The organism is Streptomyces sp. NPDC005374, from assembly GCF_042872225.1.
Lineage (GTDB): Bacteria > Actinomycetota > Actinomycetes > Streptomycetales > Streptomycetaceae > Streptomyces.
In genome coordinates this window covers 360782-382356 of the sequence record NZ_JBIAKA010000007.1, presented here as the reverse complement: position 1 = coordinate 382356, position 21575 = coordinate 360782, and the positions used below count along the sequence as shown (strand labels likewise).

The 21575-nt window shown below is 71.4% G+C and carries 18 protein-coding genes; 6 read left to right on the top strand and 12 right to left on the bottom strand.

The genetic code is table 11. The features are described from left to right. Position 1: 1 nt before the first annotated feature. Positions 2-790, bottom strand: coding sequence for an alpha/beta fold hydrolase (locus tag ACFYRX_RS20305; RefSeq protein ID WP_389101430.1), 789 nt, complete (start codon positions 788-790; stop codon positions 2-4). 251 nt (positions 791-1041) lie between these two features. Here ACFYRX_RS20305 and ACFYRX_RS20300 point away from each other — a divergent pair, with 251 nt between their 5' ends. After that, complete coding sequence (locus ACFYRX_RS20300; RefSeq protein WP_389101661.1) at positions 1042-2061, top strand: LacI family DNA-binding transcriptional regulator; 1020 nt, start codon at positions 1042-1044, stop codon at positions 2059-2061. A gap of 64 nt (positions 2062-2125) precedes the next feature. Here the strand turns inward: ACFYRX_RS20300 and ACFYRX_RS20295 are convergent, their stop codons facing one another. The 5 genes from ACFYRX_RS20295 to ACFYRX_RS20275 all read right to left on the bottom strand — a co-directional run bounded on the left by ACFYRX_RS20295 (position 2126) and on the right by ACFYRX_RS20275 (position 8675). Further along, entirely contained in the window at positions 2126-3064 is a 939-nt protein-coding gene (locus ACFYRX_RS20295) for a TIGR03619 family F420-dependent LLM class oxidoreductase (protein WP_389101428.1), read from the bottom strand. 28 nt (positions 3065-3092) lie between these two features. Further along, positions 3093-4790, bottom strand: a complete 1698-nt coding sequence (locus ACFYRX_RS20290) for an amidohydrolase (RefSeq protein ID WP_389101426.1) — start codon at positions 4788-4790, stop codon at positions 3093-3095. Positions 4791-4914: 124 nt separating this feature from the next. Beyond that, positions 4915-5895: an ABC transporter permease gene (locus tag ACFYRX_RS20285; protein ID WP_389101424.1), complete on the bottom strand. Its 981-nt coding sequence runs from the start codon at positions 5893-5895 to the stop codon at positions 4915-4917. After that, the gene (locus ACFYRX_RS20280) at positions 5892-7631 is read right to left on the bottom strand and encodes a sugar ABC transporter ATP-binding protein (protein ID WP_389101422.1); all 1740 of its coding nucleotides are present in this window, start codon (positions 7629-7631) and stop codon (positions 5892-5894) included. The genes ACFYRX_RS20285 and ACFYRX_RS20280 overlap by 4 nt, the downstream gene beginning before the upstream one ends. A gap of 9 nt (positions 7632-7640) precedes the next feature. Continuing rightward, positions 7641-8675: a sugar ABC transporter substrate-binding protein gene (locus ACFYRX_RS20275; protein WP_389101420.1), complete on the bottom strand. Its 1035-nt coding sequence runs from the start codon at positions 8673-8675 to the stop codon at positions 7641-7643. A gap of 258 nt (positions 8676-8933) precedes the next feature. Here ACFYRX_RS20275 and ACFYRX_RS20270 point away from each other — a divergent pair, with 258 nt between their 5' ends. Together ACFYRX_RS20270 and ACFYRX_RS20265 are read left to right on the top strand one after the other, a co-directional pair. Beyond that, positions 8934-9959, top strand: a complete 1026-nt coding sequence (locus ACFYRX_RS20270) for a response regulator transcription factor (RefSeq protein ID WP_389101419.1) — start codon at positions 8934-8936, stop codon at positions 9957-9959. A gap of 114 nt (positions 9960-10073) precedes the next feature. Further along, positions 10074-11180 (top strand): hypothetical protein, encoded by a 1107-nt coding sequence (locus tag ACFYRX_RS20265; protein WP_389101417.1) that lies wholly within the window; start codon positions 10074-10076, stop codon positions 11178-11180. 39 nt (positions 11181-11219) lie between these two features. Here ACFYRX_RS20265 and ACFYRX_RS20260 read toward each other — a convergent pair whose 3' ends face one another. The 4 genes from ACFYRX_RS20260 to ACFYRX_RS20245 form a co-directional block, all read right to left on the bottom strand. Beyond that, positions 11220-12998, bottom strand: a complete 1779-nt coding sequence (locus ACFYRX_RS20260; protein ID WP_389101415.1) for a protein kinase — start codon at positions 12996-12998, stop codon at positions 11220-11222. A gap of 105 nt (positions 12999-13103) precedes the next feature. Continuing rightward, positions 13104-13334, bottom strand: a complete 231-nt coding sequence (tatA, locus tag ACFYRX_RS20255) for a Sec-independent protein translocase subunit TatA (protein WP_389101413.1) — start codon at positions 13332-13334, stop codon at positions 13104-13106. A 72-nt stretch (positions 13335-13406) separates the two neighbouring features. After that, positions 13407-15113: an LCP family protein gene (locus tag ACFYRX_RS20250; RefSeq protein ID WP_389101411.1), complete on the bottom strand. Its 1707-nt coding sequence runs from the start codon at positions 15111-15113 to the stop codon at positions 13407-13409. 217 nt (positions 15114-15330) lie between these two features. Next, positions 15331-15684, bottom strand: a complete 354-nt coding sequence (locus ACFYRX_RS20245) for an ArsR/SmtB family transcription factor (protein ID WP_389101410.1) — start codon at positions 15682-15684, stop codon at positions 15331-15333. Between the two features lie 267 nt (positions 15685-15951). Here ACFYRX_RS20245 and ACFYRX_RS20240 point away from each other — a divergent pair, with 267 nt between their 5' ends. Both ACFYRX_RS20240 and ACFYRX_RS20235 read left to right on the top strand, forming a co-directional pair. Continuing rightward, entirely contained in the window at positions 15952-16218 is a 267-nt protein-coding gene (locus ACFYRX_RS20240; RefSeq protein WP_389101408.1) for a GlsB/YeaQ/YmgE family stress response membrane protein, read from the top strand. A gap of 114 nt (positions 16219-16332) precedes the next feature. Beyond that, positions 16333-16596 carry a GlsB/YeaQ/YmgE family stress response membrane protein gene (locus ACFYRX_RS20235; RefSeq protein ID WP_389101406.1) on the top strand — a complete coding sequence of 88 codons (264 nt, stop codon included), beginning with the start codon at positions 16333-16335 and terminating at the stop codon, positions 16594-16596. Between the two features lie 112 nt (positions 16597-16708). Here ACFYRX_RS20235 and ACFYRX_RS20230 read toward each other — a convergent pair whose 3' ends face one another. Both ACFYRX_RS20230 and ACFYRX_RS20225 read right to left on the bottom strand, forming a co-directional pair. Continuing rightward, entirely contained in the window at positions 16709-17623 is a 915-nt protein-coding gene (locus ACFYRX_RS20230; RefSeq protein ID WP_389101404.1) for a squalene/phytoene synthase family protein, read from the bottom strand. Positions 17624-17819: 196 nt separating this feature from the next. Then, on the bottom strand, positions 17820-18839 hold the full coding sequence (locus ACFYRX_RS20225) for a LacI family DNA-binding transcriptional regulator (RefSeq protein ID WP_389101402.1): 1020 nt from the start codon (positions 18837-18839) through the stop codon (positions 17820-17822). Between the two features lie 906 nt (positions 18840-19745). Here ACFYRX_RS20225 and pgm point away from each other — a divergent pair. Beyond that, positions 19746-21386: a phosphoglucomutase (alpha-D-glucose-1,6-bisphosphate-dependent) gene (pgm, locus tag ACFYRX_RS20220; protein ID WP_389101400.1), complete on the top strand. Its 1641-nt coding sequence runs from the start codon at positions 19746-19748 to the stop codon at positions 21384-21386. The last annotated feature ends 189 nt before the right edge of the window (positions 21387-21575 follow it).

The window sequence follows — 21575 nt, the reverse complement described above, 5'->3', positions numbered from 1 at the left end:
GTCAGTCGTCGACCGCCCGGTCCGCCCAGTCGGCGAGGAGCCGGATCGTGCGGTCGACGTGTTCCTCGTGCAGGTAGTGCCCGGAGTCCGGCCAGTGCTCCACACGGGAGCCGGGCGCGTGCAGTGTGCCGCGTTCCCATCCGGCGGCTTCCTCCGAGGTCCACACGGTGAGCGCCGACTGGGTACGCAGCCGGAGGTACGCCTCGCTGTACCGGCGGATGCCGACCGCGCCCGGCTCGGTGTACATGCCGGCGTACGCCTGGGCGATGACGTGGTCGGGGGTGCCCAGCATGGTGCGGACATGGGCTGTGCGCAGGCCTTGCGGGGCGTGCGGGGAGAACGCCCCGGCCACGAAAACGGCGGCCTCGCGGGCCCCGCGTCTCCGGTAGGCGGTGAGACGGTCCGGGATCCCGTCCACCTCGGCGCCGTGCGCACCGTGCGCGGGATCGAGCGCGACCACCGACCTCACGAGCGAGGGATGCCGTACGGCCAACAGGTTGACCACCTGCCCGCCCATGGAGTGCCCTACGGCGATCACCGGACCGGTGCCCAGGGAGCCGACAAGGGCGGCGAGGTCGTCGGCCATGTGCACCGGCGTGTTGTCCTCGTCGGGCACCGGCGAACGCCCGTGCCCCCGCAGATCCGGGACGACGACACGGAACCGTCCGGCCAGGGCCTCCGTGTGCGGGGACCACTCCCTGCCGTCGCCGCCCCAGCCGTGCACCAGCAGCAGGGCGGGGGCACGGGTCGGCCCGAGGTCCGTGTGAAAGAGGGGAACGTGGTCCGTCACGTGGATCCGATCGGTACGCGGGGCGAGGCCCCAGAGGGAGAACAACAGGGTGCCGAAGCAGGGGACCGAACTGTCTCTAGTATGGAATACGTTTACTGATCTGCGGTGAGCATGATTTCGTTCCGGCACCCTCAGGGACGACCCCGTGCAGTAACGTCGGAGCTGTGACGGACGAGGAAGAAGGCCCATCCGGTGCCCACAAGGCTAAGCGGGCTAAGCGGAAGAGGAACCCGGCCGACCGGCCCAGCACGATTCGCGACGTCGCCGCGAAGGCCGGTGTCTCCGTAGCAACCGTTTCCCGGACGCTGGCCGGTAACTACCCGGTCTCCGCGGACACCCGGGAGCGGGTCATGGCCGCCGTCGACTCCCTTCACTACGTCGTGAACGTCCACGCCAAGGCGCTCTCCGGACGGGTCGCCGGACCCGTCGCCCTCGTTCTGAACGACATCACAGGACCGTCCCTCGCCCATGTGGCCGCGGGCGTCGAGGAGGAGGCCGGCGGCAGGGGGCGCCTCAGCCTGGTCTGCTCCACCAAGGGCGACACGAAGCGGGAGGGCGATCTCGTCCAGCTGATGCGGGAACAGCACGCGGCGGCCGTCGTCCTCGTCGGCGGCACCGTGACGGACGACGCCTACCACCGCCGTATGGCCGGTTACGCCAGGGCACTGGACTCCGCGGGCTCCCGGCTGGTGCTGTGCGGCCGGCCGCCGCTGCCCGGGGGCGGGCCGGTCACGGTCGTGGACTACGACAACCGCGGCGGCGCCTTCCAGGCCACCGCGCATCTGCTCACGGCCGGTCACCGACGCGTTCTCTTCCTCGGCGGCGCACCCGGCTTCAGCAGTTCGGAGGAGCGCCGCCTCGGCTACCGGGACGCCCTGCGGGCCCACGGCGCCTCGTACGCCGAGGAGTTGGACACCACCGCCGACTACACCCGTAAGTCGGGCTATCTACGGACCCGGGAGGCACTGCGCGCGGAAGCAGGGTTCACGGCGGTGTTCGCGGGCTCCGACATGGTCGCGCTGGGAGCGCTGGCCGCCCTGCGCGAGGCCGGTGTGCGGGTGCCGCGCGATGTCTCCGTGGTCGGCTTCGACGACGTCCCCTTCGCCGCCGACCTGACCCCCGCCCTCACCACGGTCCGTGTCCCCTTCGAGGAACTGGGCCGCACCGCCGTACGCCTCGCGCTGGAGCGGGAGGTCGGTGTCACGTCCGACAACCATGTCGTGCTGAGCACACAGCTCGTGATCCGTGATTCGGTGCGCCCGGTCGGCTGAGATCAGCCGCCTTCCCCAATTCCTGTGCTGCGGACGCCGCGACACGGGGGAGCCGTCCTCCACCTCAGACCATGCCCTCCACGCGCCGCATCACCTCACGGCAGAACGTCCCGACGCCGTCCGGGTCGTCGATGAACTGGTTCGGCTTGACGCAGAACGTGGTGAAGCCCCGCTCCAGTTGCTCCGGTATCGAGGCGAGGGCCGCTCCGAGGTCGGCCGACGCGTGGTCGTCGGGGAAGACGGGATCGGTGCCGCCGATCATCTCCAGCTCGGAGGTGTCCCGGCCGGCCGCTCCCATCGCCTCCTTCAGTGTGTGCAGGTCCTCCGGGGCAGGACGGCCGAGCGGGTGGAAGCCGTGGCCGTGCTCGACGAGGCGGCGCAGGACGGGGCCGTACAGCCGTTGGCCGCCGAACCACAGTCTCGGACCCTCGGGGCGGTACGCCTTCGGCTCGAAGTAGACGTCCCGGAAGGGGTAGTGCTCGCTGTCGTGGGAGAACGGCGACGGTCCCCATGCCTTGGCCCAGACCCGTAGGTGCTCGTCGAGGAGCCGCCCGCGCCGGGCGAACGGCACGCCCAGGGCGTCGTACTCGTCCCTGCTCCAGCTGACCGTCGGCTGGACGACCAGCCGGCCCTCGCTGATCAGGTCGAGCGTGCCGAGTTCGCGGGCGAGCAGCAGCGGGTGCCGCAGCGGGGCGAGGACGGCCGCGGCCGCCAGTCGCAGGCGTGTGGTGACCGAGGCGACGGCCGCGAGCAGGAGCAGGGAGCTGGGCCAGGGGGTGAAGGGGTCCTGGTTGCCGGGGAGCGCGTAGCCGCGGGGGTTGCCCATGACGCCGTTGGCGGCCGCGTCGGGGCCGAGGACGATGTGTTCGCTGACCATGACCGCGTCGAACCCGGCGTCCTCGGCCTCGCGGGCCCAGCGCACGGCCGTCGGCAGGTCGGCGCGGCCGCCGGTCAGCGTCCAGTTCTCGCTCAGGACGAGCAGCATGCGGGGGTTGGGCGTCAACTGTGCCTCCTCTGCTACGAGTTCGGGTTCAGCGTTCGTGGACCACGGTGCCGTCGAAGACGGTGAGATCGACCTGTACGTCGGTGATCTCGTGCGGGTCGAGGTCCAGGAGCGGGCGGTCCAGTACGCACAGGTCGGCCGCCCTGCCGGGTTCGACGGTGCCCTTCCAGTCGTCGGCGAAGTCCTGCCACGCCGGCGTGGCGGTGTAGGCGCGCAGGGCCTCGGCGAGGGTCACGCGCTGCTCGGGACCGCTCGTCCTGCCGCTGGCCTTGGACTCGCGCAGCATCATCGCGGCGACACCCTGCCGCCAGTCGGGCTGCGTGATCGGCGCGTCCGAACTCGCGCACACCCGGACACCGGAGTCGACCGCGGACCGCACCGGCCACTGATACGCGGAGCGCTCGCGGCCGACGACCTCGTCCATCAGGTCGGAGATGGTCCATTTGATGGCCGGGTTCATGTTGACGCCGTAGCCGTGCGCGGCCAGCTTCGCCAGGCTGCCGGCGCCGATGAAGTCGCCGTGGATGACGTAGTGCCGGGCGTCCGGGCGGGGCGCGGCGGTGTTCGCGGCGACGAAGGCCTCCACCACCGTGTCGATGGCCCGGTCGCCGGTCACGTGCACGCCGAGCTGGAACCCGGCCCGGTGTGCGATCCCGATCATGTCGCGCAGTTCCTCCACCTGGAGCGCGGGAGTGTCGCCGTGCACGCACAGGGCGCCGTGGCCGCCCTCCGGGTAGGGCTCGCTCATCCAGGCCGTACGGTTCGGCGGCACTCCGTCGGCGAAGATCTTGACGCCGATGGCGTTCAGCCGGCGCGGATCCGCCGACGCCGGGCGGCGCAGCTCCTCCAGTCCCTTGCGCAGGTCGTCGGCCGAGCCGCCCATCGGAGCGGGCAGCAGCAGCACACTGACCCGGGCGTCGAGTTCGCCTGCCGCCACGAGACCGGCGTACGCGGTCCAGTTGTCGGTGTCCAGTCCGCCGAAGAGGGTGCCGGCGCCGCCGGGGCCGAGGCCGGGTTCGGTGTAGCTGGTGATGCCGCGCGCGTGGAGTTCGCGGACCACGCCCTGGATGGCCTGGCGGCGCTGGGGAATCGTCGGGGTGGGAAGCGCCACCTGGGCGAGCCGTTGGGCCGCCTCACGCAGGATGCCCGTCGGCCCGCCGTCGGCGTCGTGGTCGATGACACCGCCGGGCGGAGGTGCGGTGCCCCCGTCGATGCCGCACCTGCGCAGGGCCTCACTGTTTGCCCACACCATGTGCGAGGAGAAGTCCGTCAGGCACACCGGGTGGTGCGGGGCGACCGCGTCCAGGTCTCGGCGGTGCGGGAAGCGCCACGGGTCGGCCAGGCATTCGGCGAGATACCCCGTGTCCCAGCCCAGGCCCACGATCCACTCCCCCGGGCGGGCCGCCCGCACCGCCTGTCCCACCGCGGCCGTGATGTCGGCGATCGAGCCCACGGCCGGGTGACCTACGTCGATGGCGAAGGGCGGCTTCGTCATGCCGTACGCGGCGCCGTGCAGGTGGGAGTCGTTGAGGCCGGGCAGGACGGTCCGGCCGCCGAGTTCGACGATCCGGGTGCCGGGGCCGGCCAGGGCGCGCATCTCGGCGTCATCGCCCGTGGCGACGATGTCCCGGCCGCGTACGGCGACGCCTTCGGTGACCGTGAAGTCGCGGTCGACGGTGAGGACCTGACCGCCGGTCAGGATGAGGGTGGGCGCGGTTGCGCGCATGGGGGTCTCTCTCGGAAGGGGTACGGGGCCGGCCGGCCGCCGAACGGGGAAGGGGGCCGGCCGGCGTGCCACCGGTGGGGATACGGGATCGGCCGCCGTACCACCGGTGGGGACAGGGGATCGGTCAGCGTGCGGCGCGAGGCGCGAAGTACGCCAGTGCCGCGCCCGCCACGAGGGCGCTGCCCTGGGCGATCTGCTGCCAGAACGTGGGCACGTCCAGCAGTGTCAGGCCGTTCTGGAGACAGCCCAGGAACAGCACGCCGAGCAGGACGCCGAGGATCGAGCCGGAACCTCCGGTGAGCGCGACCCCGCCCACCAGAACGGCGGTGAGCACGGCCAGTTCGAAGCCGGTGCCCGAGGTCCCGGCGACGACGCTGTCCAGCACCGACGCCTTGATCGCCCCGGCCAGAGCCGCCGCCACGCCGGTGATCACGAACAGCACGAAGGGGGTGCGGCGGACGTCGACGCCGGAGAGGTGGGCGGCCTCCCGGTTGACGCCGATGGCGAAGACGTGTCGCCCCGCCGGAGCGAACGCGAGGAACAGCGCCCCGGCCACCAGCACCAGCGCGGCGACGACGACCGGTGCGGCCAGGCCCGCGATCCGGGCCCCGCCGAGCCAGGCGAATCCGGTCCCGAAACCGCTGAGCGGCAGCGGGAAGAGCTGCTGGGCCAACCCGCGTACGGCGGTGAGCATGCCGAGCGTGACGATGAAAGCCGACAGCCCGAAGTAGCAGCACAGGACGCCGTTCACCGCGCCCACCACCGCTCCCGCGGCCAGTGCGCCCACGACGGCGATGACCGGGGACTGCCCCTGCCCGGCCAGCCACCCCGCCACGAGCCCGCCCAGGGCGAGCGTGGAGCCGACCGACAGGTCGAGGTAGCCGCTGATGACCAGCAGCGCCGACGGCACGGCGACGATGGCCAGGGTGGCGGCGTCGGTGGCGATACCGCGCAGGTTCGCCGGGTCGAGGAAGCTGCCCGTGGACAGTTGGAAGGCCAGCACCATGGCCGTGAGCACGGCGAGCAGTGGTTGGCGTCGCAGGGTGGTCAGTCCGCCCGAGGCCAGCAGACGGGGACGGGTGAGGACGGAGTCCGCGGTGGTCATACGGTTCCTTCGGCGGGTGCGGTGAGGGTGGGAGCAACACTGTGGGCGGGGCCGTCCGGGGGCGGGGAGGCATCGGTACCCACGTCCGCGTCCGCGCCGGCACCGGCGTGGGCTGTGGAGGCCTCCCCGGGACCCGGACCCGCGTCATGGACCGCCGACAGCAGGGCCTCTTCCGTGAGTTGGGCGCCGGACAGCTCCCCGACGATCCGGCCCGCGGCGACGATCAGGCAGCGGTCCGCGAGGGTGACGACCTCCTCGGGATCGCTCGACGCGAACAGCACGGCCGTGCCCCGGTCGGCCGCCAGCGCGGACACCACCTCGTAGATCTCCGCCCTGGCCCCCACGTCGACACCCTGCGTCGGCTCGTCCAGCAGCAGGACGTCCACGTGCCGGGCCTCGTTGATCCACCGGCCGAGCACGAGTTTCTGCTGGTTGCCTCCGGAGAACGCGGAGGCGGGCATCCGGGGACGGGCCGGCCGCAGCCCCACCGCCTCGGCGAGCGTCCCGAACACCCGGCGTTCCTCGCCCAGGGCCCGTATCCCGGCCCGGGCGAGGGGCCGTACGGAGGGCAGCAGCGCGTTGTCCTGCGCACTGAGCACCGGGAACAGCCCCTGGCGGCGCCGGTCGGCCGGAACCAGTGCGATCCCGGCGGCGAGCGCGTCGGCGGGCCGGGTCGGGGCGACGATCCGGCGGCCGACGCGGACCGTGCCACCGGCGGCACGGCGCCCGCCGTACAGGCTCTCGAGGATCCGCGTACGCCCGGACCCGATGAGCCCGAAGAGACCGACGCGTTCGCCCTGTCCGACGGCAAGGCTCACCGGCCCGAACCCGGGGCCGTACAGGCCATCGACGGTCAGTCGCGCCTCGCCGACCGGACGCGCGGACACCGCGGCCACCGGGGTGTCGTCACCCGCACCCATGTGCTCCGAGGGCTCGGCTCCCGCGCCCGTCGACGCCAGGGTTTCACCGACTGCCCGGGTCCCGCCCGCCGCACTCGCAGAGGCTCGTCGAGGCGGCCGGCCCGCGATCGCCTCGACCAGGTCGCGCCGCGTCTGTCCCGACCCCACCGACTGATGGGTCACCCGCCCGTCCCGCAACACGGTCACCGCGTCCGCGAGACGCTCGACCTCCGACAGCAGATGGGTGACGTAGACGATGGCCAGCCCCTGGGTACGCAGGTCCTCGACGCGTTCGGCCAGCGCGTCGCTCTCGGCGGTGGACAGGGCGGCGGTCGGCTCGTCCAGGACGAGAACGGCGGCGCTGCGGCTGAGTGCCTTGGCGATCTCCACCAACTGCCGTTGTCCCATCGGGAGATCAGCCACCCGGTCGCGCGGTGAGCAGGTCGCCGCGACCCGCTCAAGGAGCCCTGCGGCGACCTTCTCCTGGGCGCGTCGGTCGATGCGGCCGTAGCGGGTCCACTCCTGGCCGAGGAAGATGTTCTCCGTCACCGTGAGCGCGTCGACCACGCTCAGCGTCTGGAAGATGATCGCCACGCCCGCGTCGATCGACTCCCGTGGGCTCAGCCGGGTGTACGAGGTCCCGCCGACCTCGATGGTGCCCGCGTCCGGCGGGTAGGCACCCCCGAGGCATTTGATGAGGGTGGACTTGCCGGCACCGTTGTGGCCGAGCAAGGCGTGGACCTGTCCCATCGGCACGGTCAGGTCCACGCCGTCCAGGGCCCGCACTCCGCCGAAGGACTTGCTCAGCGAGCGGATGCGCAGGTTCACCGGTGTCATGGCCGTCCCCTAGGCGTTCTGGGCGAGCAGGTCGGTGATGGCCGCGGTGTCGTCCGGGCCGACGAGGGAGATGGGTACCTGCACGCCGGGGTCGGCCTTGCCCGCGGCGACGGCCACCGGTACGTCGACGACGGCGTTCGCGATGTCGTGCGGCGCCAGGGCGGCGGAGGCCCGGTAGAAGGTGCCCTGCTTGATGGCGAGCAGGGAGGGGACGGCACCGTCCTGTCCGCCGACGAAGGTCTTCGCGTCGTCCTTCTTGCGGCCCGCCTGCTGGAGCGCCTTGAACCCGCCGTAAGCGGCGGCGTCCGTGACACCGAGTACGAGGTTGAGGTCCGGGTGCTTGGCGAGGATCGCGTTGGTCTTGGCCAGCCCGGTGTCGGGGTCGATGGCCTGCTCCCGGGCGACCACGTCCACCCCGGGCGCGAGCTTGGTGAAGGCGTCGATCATGCCTTTGGTGCGTTCGCGGCCCAGCTCGATGGTGCTGTCGGTGAGGAAGGCGATCTTGCCCTTGCCGCCGAGCTGTTGCTCGGCCCACTTGGCCGCCGCCGTGCCGAGCAGGGTGCCGCCCTCGCGGAAGCTGAACTGGATGTCGGCGCTCTGGTGCTCCAGCGAGCCGCCGTAGGTCACCCAGATCAGGCCCGCGTCCAGCGCGGCCTTGGCGATCGCCTCGGTGGCCTCGAAGACCATGGGGAACGACACGATCGCGGGGACCTTGCGGGCGACCCAGGTGTTGAGGTTGCTGGCCTGGGTGTCGGCGTTCGCCGCGTCGTTGGTGGTCAGCAGGGAGATGCCGGGCTTCTTCGCGGCGGCGGTGGAGAGCTTGACGAGCGTGGTGTACAGGGGGAGTTGGGTGAACGGGTAGTCCAGACCGATCCTGGTCAGATGGGTGCCCGGCGAAGCCGAGGGCCGGGTCGAGGCCGACGAGCTCGCCGGCGCGGAGCAGCCGGCCGCGGTGAGCGCGGTGGCGGCCACGGCGGCGCCTGAGTAGGCGAGGAACTGTCTGCGCGATGCGGTGGGCACGCTGGCGGACCGGTGTGTCGTCATGGCGGGGCTCTCCGAGGGGCGGGCCCGCTGACGGCGGGCGTCCGGCTGTGCCGAACAGGAAAGCCTTGGTCGCCCCGCGCCACCATCCGTACAAATACCGACTCGGTGAGAGCCGCGCATCCGTCGTGCCTCTGAAACCGCCCCGGCAAGCGGTGTACGTCTTGCCCGGCGCGGCCCGCGTCCCTATCGTGGGGCCCCATGCATCGTTGGGCCCCAAACGACATTCCGCGTCTCTGAGCCGCTCCCCGGGAGGCTCGCATGCTCAGCCACCACCAGATCGCGGCGGCCACCCGTATCGGCATGCTGACCCGCGAACGCGACACCGCGTCCGCCTGTGACGAGGCGCTGCGCGAGCTCGCCCGCGCCCTGCCGCTCGATGCCGCGACCCTGCTCGCGATCGAGCCGCTCACCGGAGCGCATGTCCAGGTCGCGGGCATCGGCTACACCGCCGAGATCTCCCAGGCGCTGGCCGCCGAGTTCCGCACCACTCCGTGGTATCGCAACGTCGTGGGGCAGGAGTTGCCGCCGTCCATCTCCGAGGACATCGAGGATCCGGCGGAACTCGGCCCCCGTTTCCGCCAGGGCTGGTTCTATGCCGAGCGGGTCCGCCCGGCCGGCTTCCGCGACGGGGTCACCGGAGCACTGCGGCACCACGACCGGCTCGTCGGCCTGGTGCATCTGAGCACGGAGGGCGCCGACGCCTACGACATCGAGGCACGCCGGCTGCTCGCCTCCGTCATCCCGGCCCTCGCCGCGCTCGCCGACCCCGTGGCACGGGCCGGTGATGCGCACGGTCTGCCGGAACACGGCGCGGCGGACCTGGTGACCGCCGGCGGCGCGATCGGCCTTCCCGGCCGTGACCGCGTCCGGGTGCTGGGGGACGTGGAATTCCAGGGCCTGTTGCGTGCCTTCGCCGGTACCGGTGGTCACCGGCTGCGGCTGTTGTGGCCGGTCGACGGTGTCTGGTACCGCGTCACTCTCCATCGGCACCGGCCTGACGCGGCCCTCACCGCGGACGCGGTGCTGGTGCACGAGACGCCCACCGAACTGCCGTACGGCCTCAGTCCCCGGGAACTGGAAGTGCTCACCCGGGCGGCGACGGGACAGACCAACCAGGCCATAGCGCAGGCGTTGTTCCTCTCTCCACGGACCGTGCACAGCCACATCGAGCACCTGCTCCGCAAGACCGGTGCCGCCTCCCGCGCGGAGGCCACCGCCCTCGCGGTCCGCGACGGCCTGCTGCGCCCGGCCCCGGACCACCTCGCCTTCTTCGTCGAACGGTGAGACCGAACCGACGGTTCGGATGCACCAGACGGCGCGAGCCGGGCCTGATCGCCTGCCTTATTCTTCGGCTGTTCGAATAGCTCGTGGATCAGGGCTCCAGGCGGGGGAAGGCACATGGCATATCGGCGCGCGGTGATACCGGCACTGGTCGGAGGTCTGCTGCTCACACTGTTGCTGTGGTGGGCGGGGGCGAGCGCGCAGGCGCTTCAACTGCGCGGCAGCACAAGCGTGTTGAACATCGAGTCCGTGAGCGAACTGCAGAGGTGGCTCGCGCCCTGGTCGTACGACTCCTCGACCGCGTCCGCGGACGGGGTCACGAGTGGGGGCACGCAGTACACGGAGCTGTACGGGACCGCGATGCAGATCAGGTTCGTGGCGGTCTTCGGGTTCTTCGTGGCCGGCGCGCTGCTTCTGGTCCGCAGGATTCCGCCGACGCGAGGCCGCACCCCGGCCACTTTTCTCGCGCTGTGGGCCTGGGGCCCGGTGGCCGGAACGCTGGCCGTGACGCTCTCCGCGCCGTGGCTGATCGCGTCCCGGGGACACGGCAGTTACCGGATCCTGCCGCAGCTCGCGGGGGTGATCGCGTCGAGTGGGCCGGTCATGGTGTTCGCGGCCCTGGTGACCTCGCTGGTCACGGTGCTCGTGGCACGCATCACCGCCAAGGGCGAGGACCCGCTGCCCCGGGTGGACGTGCCGCCTCGCGCGGCCCGACTGGCCGCGAGCGTGGGAACGGCCATCGTCGCGCTGTCGCTGGTGGTCCTCTCCTACGGGTCGGTGGCGGCCTGGATCCAGACCTCGTTCGTCGGTGGAGGGCTGCTGTCCGAGCCTGGCGACCTGCTGCGCGAGTGGCTGCTGCTCGGCGGCTGGGCGGGTCCGACGACCGCTCCGCTCGGCGACTGGCTGCTGTACCGGGCCGCCGACGTGCTCATGCTGGCCGTGGTGTGGTGGTCGCTGCGGCTGCTGCCCGGGCTGCTCACCCGGACCACGGTGCCGGCCATGGCGGTGGGCGCGATGTGCGCGATCGTCCTGGGACTGCTGGCGAGCCAACTACTGCACATGGCGGTCGACGACTCCGGTTCCGTGTGGGGTCCTGTGCACCTGTTCTCGAGTCTCGGCGCGGACGTTCCCGCCGCCCTCACCTTCGGCGTCCTGGCGGGGACGGCGGCCCTGGTGACACTGCGTCTGACCGGGGACCGCGCCGCCGCCACGTCCTCCGGCTGACAGGGGGGTACGCGGGCAGGCGCGTTCAGCGGTGGGCCGTCAGTTGTCAGCGGGCATGACGCGAGTCACCTTGCCCTGGGGACTCGCGTCCAGGTAGCCGGACTGGCTGTACTCGTTGCTCAGGTACACGCCCATACCGAGAGGGGTGTCGAACACGTCGTTGGGCGGTCTCACCACCACGTAACGGGTGTTCGGATCGTCGACGTTGAGCTTCTTCCGGGCCTGCGCGAAGAGGGCGGGAAGCCTGTCCCAGTCGAAGCCGCCGAGGCCGAAGGGCTTGTTGCCGCCGGCGAGGGAGCCCTTGATGATGCCCTTCTCCACGCCCTGCCCGCGGCGGTAGGTGTAGGTGTCGTACTTGCTGTCGCTGCCCTTGACCATCAACTCGACCGACACGAAGTCGTCGTAGGCGGTGAAGTCGCCGAACCTGCTTCGGCCCGTCTCCTTCTCGATCGCGGCGATGGCGGTGCGGATACCGGCCGGGGTGAGCAGGCCGGCGGTCGTCGTGTCCTGCGACTGCCGGGCGGCCGGGGCGGCGGCCGGTGAGCCGGTCGTCTTCGGGGCCGACGTGACGGACGAGGCGCCGGGGTCCGCGACGCCGCCCGAGCCGCCCGAGCCGTTTCCGAGGGGCAGCAGCCACCACGTGAGGACCAGGGCGCCTGCGATCCCCGACACGCCGAGCAGGACACTCGGACCGGCTCGGCGCTTTCGGCCCGCTCGCACGGGCGACGTCACCGGCTGGGCCATGGCGCCGCCGGGACCGGGGTATACCGGCGGCCCGAAGCCGCCGGGGGCGGCCGCATCCGAGGGAGCGGGAGTGCCGGGTCCGGCGTGGACGGGAACGGTCGGCGAGGCGAAGGCCCCCGGATACCCCTGATGCCCCCGATTTCCCGAATACGTAGGGGCTGTGGCTCCGGGCGGCGGGCTCAACGGGTAGGCGGTCGGCTGGTGCCAGGCGGTCACCGGACCGACCTGCCCGGACTCGACCTCGGCCAGCCTCCGGTCCAGCACGGCGGACGACGGCCGCGCCGCCGGATCCCGTACGAGCACGCTCATCAGGACGTCGCCCAGGGCACCGGCACGCACCGGCGGTGGCACGTCCTCGCTGAGGACGGCGGCGAGGGTGGCCAGGGTGTTGCCCCGGCGCAGCGGATGGTGGCCCTCCACCGCGGTGTACAGCATCATCGCCAGCGACCACAGGTCGGAGGCGGCGCCGCCCTCGTGGCCCGAGATCCGCTCCGGTGCCATGAAGTCGGGCGTGCCGATCATGGAGCCGGTGACGGTGAGGCTGGTCGTCTCACGGATCGCGGCGATGCCGAAGTCGGTGAGCACGGGGCGGCCGTCGGACCTCAGCAGGACATTGGCGGGCTTGACGTCCCGGTGCTGGATGTCGGCGTCGTGCGCGGCGGTCAGTGCGGCCAGCACTCCCCGGCCGATCCGGGCCGCCTCGACCGGCGGCATCGGTCCCTGCGCCAGCCGGTCGGCGAGCGAGCCGCCGCCGACCAACTCCATGACGATCCACGGGTAGGTGCCCTCGCCGCCGTCGACTATGTGGTGGACGGTGACGACGTTGGGGTGGTCGATCCGGGCCAGGGCCCGGGCCTCGCGCAGCACCCGCTCGCGCAGCGTCCGTGCGCCCTCGGGGTCGTACTCGGCGAGGTCGCGGTCGGGCGGGCGGACCTCCTTGACCGCGACCATCCGGTGCAGCACCAGGTCCCTGGCCCGCCAGACCGTGCCCATCCCGCCGCCGCCGAGACGGGCCTCCAACTCGAAGCGCCCGTCGACGACTCGTCTGCCGGGACCTTCGTCTGCCTCACTCATGGGCGGGAGCTTAGTGGCCGCCACCGACAGCCGACGCCGTCGGTCCGGCCGGGCTGCGACGGGTCGGCCGAGACTCCGTCACGGCGCGTTCAGGAGGAGGTGACGTCAGGAGGAGGTGACGTGCGGCGCGGGCTCGGCCGAGGTCGCGTCCTGCTCCGGGGCGGCGACGGACTGGGCGCTGCCCTCCTCCTTCATGGCCTTGGCCTCGCTCTTGAGGATGCGCATCGACTTGCCCAGCCCGCGGGCGGCATCGGGCAGCTTCTTCGAGCCGAACAGCAGGAGGAAGAAGATCACGACGATCAGCAGGTGCCAGGGTTCCAGTCCGTTGCGGAGCATTCCGCACGTCCCTTCTCTACGCTCATTGTTGCCAGCTTGCGCAACTGTACAACCACGATGCCGTCCCCCGCCTCAGTCGTCGGAGTCCTTCTTGTCGGTCGCCGCCGCGTACGCCTGCGCGGGGGTCATGGGGACCCCGTTGAGGGCGACCGTCTTGTAGGGGCTGACCTTGGCGCAGTCCTTGGCCTGGTCGGCGGTCTGGGCGTGGGCGTCGGAGACCGCGGCCTGGGTGTCGGCAGGCGGCGAGGACGAACTGCCGCCCGGATACGTGGTTCCGCTCGTCCAGTCGCCGCCGATCACCAGGGTCAGGCCCGTACCGGTGCCCTGTTCGAGATGCGAGGTGGGCAGCCCCAGGGCCTTGGCGGCCGTCTGGGCCTCGGCCTTCTGCCCGGTGCCGTAGGTGAGGGTGGTGGTCGCCGCGGGGCTGGGCGCGTTGGCCGTGTTCGTGGCGGAGCTGAAACCCTGACCGGTGAGCGCGCTCGCGATGTCGGAGGCGCGGCCCGTGATCTCGGTACCGTTCTCGACGGTCACGGCGATCCGGGAGGCGGGCACCGCCGACAGTGTGGCCTTCGCGGAGGCGGTCGCGGCCTTCTTGCCGGAGCCGGTGCTCAGGGACTGGTCGCCGGCGATGCTGGCGAAGAGGTCCTTGGCTCCCCCGCCCACCACCACACGGTTGCTGTTGTTCGGGTCGGGCGCGGTCTGCATCGTGGTGAAGGTCATCCGCTTGGTGGGGACCTTGTTCACGTCGGCCGCGAGCGCGATCAGCTTCTTGACGGTGCCGAGGCCGTCGTCCACGGTCAGAGCCTTGGTGGCGGCGTCGGCGAGGTCGTAGACCGCGGTGGGGTCGGTGAGCGTGCCCGCGCTCTTGAACTTGCGGATCATCGCGCCGAGGAAGATGTGCTGCGAGATCGTACGACCGAGGTCGCTGCCGTCCCCGAAGCCGTGCCGGGAGCGGACGAACTCCAGGGCCGCCTCCCCCTTGAGGGTGTGGGTGCCCTCGGACAGCTTCAGGTGCGAGTAGGTGTCGTACACGTTGCCGTTGACGCACACGGAGACACCGCCGACCGCGTCGGACATCTTGACCACGCCGGAGAAGTCCAGCTTGACGAAGTGGTCGATGGGGATGCCGGTGAGCTGGTGGATGGTGGCCACCTGGCAGGCGGGACCGTACTGGAGGGCGCTGTTGATCTGGCCGTAGTAGCCGGGCGTGGACTCGCCGTTCTCGGTGTCCTTGCAGGCCGGGACGTTGACCATGGTGTCGCGGGGGATGCTCATGACGGTGGCGTTGGAGCGGTCGGCGGATATGTGCACCACCATCTGGACGTCCGCGTTGCCGTTGCCGGTCTGCACGCCGGTCTGGGAACAGCCGCCGCCCAGCTTGCAGTCCGCCTTGCTGGTGCGGCCGTCCGAGCCCATGACCAGGATGTTGATCGGGGTGCGCCCGAACGCGTCGGCCGTCTCCGAACCGCCCTTGCCGTCGAGCGCCACGCTGTTGATGTTGCCGTTGAGGTGCTCGTAGAACCACCAGCCCACGCCTGCCGTGCCCAGCACGAGGATCGCCAGGGACAGTGCGGCGATCTTCAGTATCCGCTTGCCGCGAGACACCGGGCGGACCCGGCGACGCGAGCGCTTGCCGCCGTGCGAGCGGGCCGCCTCACGCGCCGCGGCACGGCCCCCGGGCCGAGGCACTGAGCCGGGTTCACCCTCACGCTGCCCGGGCACCTGGCCGGTGCGGCTGCGCGTGGCCTGACCGCCGGGGCCGTCCCACCGGTCGCTCATCTACCACTCCCACAAACGGTCGGGCTCGTCAGCCGGGCCTAGGGGTGGGCGGCCGGGCGTGCGCGGCGGTGTACAGGCAGGCCGAGCAGGAGCCCCACCTGGGTTGCGTAGTTGCGCAATCTAACAAACCCGCGGCCCGGCCAGCACGGAGCCCGCCGCATTTCACAAGTGAGGGATCTCATGGAGGAACGCGGCAACCTTTGGGACACCTGAACAATCAAGGCATGCGTGAGGCAGTGCCACGCACGGCCGGGGCGGTACGCGCCGTCAACTGGCCGACCATCACTCGGACCACGGTCACGATGTCGGGGTCGTCCACGTAGTAGACCTGCCGACGGCCCTCACGACGGGAGCGCACGAGCCCGGCGAGCTTCAGCTTCGCCAGGTGCTGGCTGACCGCGGGCAGCGCACCGCCCACCCGGTCGGCGAGATGGGTCACGTCGCTCTCCCCCTGGGAGAGGGCCCACATGAGGTGCAGCCGGGCGGGCGAGGCGAGCAGTCCGAACACGGCGGCCGCCTCCGTCAGCACCTCGGCGGACGGATCGTCACGGTCACCTGCGAGTGTCGCCACAGTCCTCTCCTGCCCCGCCCCGGTCACTGTCAACACACGTGCGCTGTCTCAGTGTAGGGGCCGTGGCGGGAGACCGGAGAGGGCGCGGCCAGTTCACCGATTGCGCAATGTAATAAGTGTGTGAAAGAACATCGACGACTTGTCACCAGCCACCGTCCGCACCTCGCCCGTCCTCATCCCGGTCCCTAGGCTTGCGCAATCAGGCAACCCGAAGCATCGGGGCCCGGCGGACCCCGCCGGGCCCCGGCCCGACTGGAGGACTACGACGTGGGCATCATCGGCTGGATCATCCTCGGCCTGCTCGCCGGAGCCATCGCCAAGATCCTGCTGCCCGGACGGGACCCGGGCGGCCTGATCGGCACCACGCTCATCGGTGTCGCGGGAGCGTTCGTCGGCGGCTGGCTCTCCGCGCGCTTTTTCGACCGCCCGGTGGAGAGTCACTTCTTCGACCTCTACACCTGGGGCGCGGCGATCGGCGGCTCCCTGGTCCTCCTGATCGGCTATCGCCTGCTGTTCGGCAACTCGCGGAACTGACCGAGGTCACACCCTCAACGGCACCGATCCACCAAAGCGATGGCCAAGGCTGTGGAGTGTGCTCCCCTTCGGCGGGCACCCGTGCGTCACCAACTACAGATGGGGTGACACCGCATGGAGATCTCAGGCGTCATCAGCGCGATCGTCATCGGCATCGTGATCGGTGTCCTTGGCCGACTCGTGATCCCGGGGCGCCAACACATCGGCATCCTGTGGACGATCCTGATCGGCATCGTCGCCGCCTTCATCGGCACGGGCATCGCGGCGGGCCTCGATGTCGCCGACACGAACGGCGTCGACTGGGTCGAGTGGCTGATCCAGATCGCACTCGCGGCGCTCGGGGTGGCGGCGATCAGCAAGGTGAAGGTGCGGCACTGACAAACCCTCGCGTCCACCGGGCCGGGCCGGACAGCCCGGCCCGGCCCAGGCCGTCGGGCGGCGTGCACAGGCTGTCGGTGGCCCCACTGATTGCCGGTCCGACACGGCGAGTTCATCCCTGGAAGCCGCCCTTCGCGTGTCGTCTCTCGCGGAGCAGGACGGCGAGCGGCACACGGACGCCGTAACCCACCGCCCGTCGCGTGACGGAGGTGCCGGTGCTCTCGACGCGGGACAGCTGATGCTCGGCCAGATCCAGCAGGGCACGCTGCAACGGCCGGAATCCGGGCGCGGTGGAGTCCTCCAGGGCCCGCGAAGCGGTGAGGGACTTCCTGACCCTACGGCAGGTCAGGGCGACCAACTCCCGCACGGCCGGGGTGTCCTGGCCCTGCTCGAGGTCGGCCCGGGTGACACCGAGGCGGTCCAGGTCCTCCTGCGGCAGGTAGAGGCGCCCCTCGTTCAGGTCGTCAGTGAGGTCGGTCAGGAAGTCCAGGCGTTGCAGTCCTTCGGCGAACGACCGGCAACGGGACCGGAAGACCTCGTCGCCGCCGCCCTCGTACTGCAGGTCCTCGATCAGCATCAGGGCCGGCAGGGCCAGGTTGTCGACGTAGCGCTGGAAGTCGGCTTCGGTGTCATGGCCGGTGAAGTGCAGTTCCTCGGTGGTGGCCTTGAGGTAGGTGTGCACCCAGTGGTGCGGCAGTCGCCGTGCGGCCGCGGTGTGCAGGAAGGCTCGCAGGACCGGGTCGTCGGCGTGCCCCGACTCCAGCCCCGTGGTGACGTGTTCGGCCCATGCGTGCCAGCGCGGCAGACGCTCGTGCAGCGGCCCCTGGTCGGCGAGGTCGTCGGTCCGGGCGAGGAAGGCGTAGGCCGCGACGACGTGCGGGTGCAGTTCCGGGGCCACCAGCAGACGTACGGCGGCGTAGTGCGCGAGGATCCTGCGGGCGAAGACCCGGGCGGCGGTCGCGTAGTCCGCGCGCAGGGCGCGGTCCCGCACACCGGCCGCCGTGAGCCTGCGATCCCAACTCGGCACGTGGCACCACCCTTTGCTGTCCGACCCGCCCCGAAACGGCGCTCCGGGTGACCTTAACCTCCGATGCGGGGCCCGCCCGGACATCGATGCACGGCCCGGCACAGTGCACTCGCGGGTGTCTCTTTCGCCCTGGCCGGTCAGCGGGCGCGCCGAACGCCTGTTCCGGCCGGCCGCAGCGAGGGACAAGGCGCGGTGCTCAGGCCCTACGGAGCCGCGACGGGGGCGCGGTCGAGCCGCGGACGACGAGCCGCACCGGAGGTTCGGCCGGGTGCGGCAGCTCCGCGTCGGGATGTTCGACGGCATGCACGAGCAGCCTGACCCCTTCGCGGGCGGCGGCCTCGAACGGCTGACACACGGTGGTGAGAGGCGGGGAGACGTAGGCGAAGACCGGGTTGCCGTCGAACCCGACGACGCTGATGTCCTCCGGGACGCGCCGCCCTGCTTCCCGCAGGGCATGGATGAGGCCGATGGCCATCTCGTCGCCCGCGGCGAACACCGCGGTCACGGAGCCGTCCGAAGCCAGTGCCTGCCCTGTCGCGTATCCGGACGCGGCCGACCAGTCGCCGTTGAGCAGCGGCGGCTCGTGCGCGTCCCGTGCGGCGAGTGCCGCCCGCCATCCCTCGATACGGTCCTTGGTGGCGTACCACTTCCGCGGGCCGGCGAGGTGGTGGACGGTGTCGTGTCCCAGATCCAGCAGGTGGTCGGTGGCCGCCCGGGCCAGTTGGTGAGCACCCACGCTCACGGTCAGTGTCCGGGTGGCGGTGAAGGAAGGCGGCGCGCCGAGGAAGAGAACCGGTACGTCCACGCGGAGCTCGACCTTTCCTCTCACCACGGGTTCGGAGACGATGACCCCGTCCACGCCCTGTTCGAGGAGTGATCCAAGAGCGCCCGCGATGCCTTCCGGCTCGCCGTCCGGCGTGTTGATTACGCGGAGCGCGTATCCGGCGTCCCGTACGGCCTGCTCGATGTGCACCAGCAGCGAGGCGGTTCCGTATCCGGCGGTTCCCAGAGCGATGACACCGAGGGAGCGGTTGCGCCCGGAGGCCAGCGCCCTGGCGGCGTGGTTGAGGCGGTAGCCGAGCTCCTCGGCGGCCGCGAGGACCTGGCGACGGGCCTGGTCGGAGACGTAGGGCTCGTTGTTGAGCACCCGGGAGACCGTCTTGCGGGACACTCCGGCCAGCCGTGCGACGTCCGCACTGCGCACGGGCGACGTCACGTCACGCCCCCTCCTGGTGTCACGAAGTCTCCCGTGGCTGTGTCCGCACGGGGAACCGGGTCAGCGGCCATGACCGCGTGGTCTGATCGCGTGGTCTGATCGCGAAGTCCTGTCTATGCAGCTGAGCGACCCACGTCAAGAGGCCTCACCGTTTCCCGTGCGGCATGGGGGACGAGCCTGCCCGACCGCTCCGACGAGCCGCCTTGGCATGCTCTGAAACTGGGGAACAGCTGCAATGAGTCAGGACGGGCCGGGTATGAACGCGGATTCTCCGGGTAGCAGGTGCGATGCCTGCCGGGGAGGGGCCGTCACACCTGGGGAGGTCGAGGCGGCCCTTCCCTCCCCTCACTGGGATCCGCGTCCGTCTGCGGGGCGCGGAACTGCCGGAGTCACAGGGGGCACGGGCGCCTGCTCCTTCATGCCCCATGGTGACGACGACTCGGTCTCAGTCCCTCACGCCCACCGTCGCGCGATCGCAGGCAAGGGGCTCGCGTTCGCGCTGTGCGTGACCGGGTGGGCGGGATCACGGGCCTGGGGGTCCTCGCCCGCCGGGACCGGCGAACCACACGTCGAACGCCTCCCTCAACTCGGCGTACAACATGGCCTCGTACCCGTCCGACACCCGGCCGCCCCATCCCGTCGGTCCCTCACTTCGCACACAGCAGCACGCCACGGCAGGACATCCGGCAAGCGCACTGCCCGCGCAGCGCAGGGCACGGGGCGTACGGAACAGGCCGTGCGGACCAGGGCGTCGGGTGCTTCGCCTCAGTCATCGGCCCGGGCGCGTTCCGGCTTCGCGCGTACGCCTGCTGAGCCGGTGCGATATCGACCGCCCCCTGCGCGTCCCGGTGGCCCGGGCAGGGGAGAATGAGGGCCGTACCCAACGGTCGACGGAGGAGCGGGGACATGCAGGACGCGCGCGCAGGACAGGTCGCCGGACCCGAGGACCTCATCGATGTGGCCCGCCTGGTCACGGCGTACTACGCACTGCACCCCGACCCGGCGGAACCGGGGCAGCGGGTGGCGTTCGGCACCTCGGGCCACCGCGGCTCGGCCCTCACCACAGCGTTCAACGAGGACCACATCGCGGCCACCAGCCAGGCCATCTGTGAGTACCGCGCCGCACAGGGCACCGACGGCCCCCTCTTCCTCGGCGCCGACACCCACGCCCTGTCCGAGCCCGCCCGGGTCACGGCGCTCGAGGTGTTCGCGGCCAACGAGGTGACCATCCTCATCGACCAGGCCGATGGCTACACGCCCACCCCGGCCGTCTCCCACGCCATCCTCACGCACAACCGCAACCGCACCTCCGGCCTCGCCGACGGTGTGGTGGTCACCCCCTCGCACAACCCGCCCGCCGACGGCGGCTTCAAGTACAACCCGCCGAGCGGCGGCCCCGCGGCGTCCGCTGCGACCACCTGGATCCAGGACCGCGCCAACGAGATCATCACCGGCGGTCTGAAGGACGTCCGGCGTATCCCCTACACCCGCGCGCTGGCCGCACCCGGTACCGGACGCCATGACTTCCTCGGCACGTACGTGGCCGACCTGCCGAACGTGCTGGACCTGGACGCGATCCGGTCGGCCGGAGTGCGCATCGGCGCCGATCCGCTCGGTGGCGCCTCGGTCGCCTACTGGGGCCGTATCGCCGAACAGCACGGGCTGGACCTGACGGTGGTCAATCCGCTCGCCGATCCCACCTGGCGCTTCATGACGCTCGACTGGGACGGCAAGATCCGTATGGACTGCTCCTCGCCGTACGCCATGGCCTCGCTCATCGAGCAGCGCGACCGGTTCGACATCGCCACCGGCAACGACGCCGACGCCGACCGGCACGGCATCGTCACGCCGGACGCGGGCCTGATGAACCCCAACCACTATCTGGCCGTGGCGATCTCGTATCTCTTCTCGCACCGGGAGCAGTGGCCTGCGGGTGCCGGGATCGGCAAGACCCTGGTGTCGTCCAGCATGATCGACCGGGTCGCGGCGGACGTCGGCCGTCCGCTGGTCGAAGTCCCCGTCGGATTCAAGTGGTTCGTGGACGGTCTGTCCGACGGCACGCTCGGCTTCGGCGGCGAGGAGTCGGCGGGGGCGTCCTTCCTGCGCCGCGACGGCTCGGTGTGGACCACCGACAAGGACGGCATCGTGCTGGCCCTGCTCGCCTCCGAGATCGCCGCCGTCACCGACAAGACCCCCTCGGAGCACTACGCGCGGCTCACCGACCGCTTCGGCGCCCCCGCCTACGCGCGCGTCGACGCCCCGGCCAGCCGCGAGGAGAAGGCGCTGCTCGCCAAGCTGTCCCCGAGCCAGGTCACCGCCGACACCCTGGCCGGTGAGCCGGTCACCCAGGTGCTCACCGAGGCCCCCGGCAACGGTGCCGCCCTCGGCGGGATCAAGGTCGCCACCGCCAACGCCTGGTTCGCGGCCCGCCCTTCGGGCACCGAGGACGTCTACAAGATCTACGGCGAGTCGTTCCTCGGCGCGGACCATCTGCGCCAGGTCCAGGAGGAGGCCAAGTCCGTGGTTCTGGCGGCACTGGGCGCCTGACGCCCCAGGAGAGACACAAAGGCACGACACGGATGTAGTCGGCTCGGCGGCTGGTGCCCGCAGGGCCCGCACAGGGCTGCCGCGACGGCATCAGCCCGACCGCGGGTTCCACTTCCGGCGTCCGCCACGCGCCTGCCCCGGCCTGTCCCCCCGTCACGCTCCCGCTCCCCCTCCCTCCGCTCCCCGTCG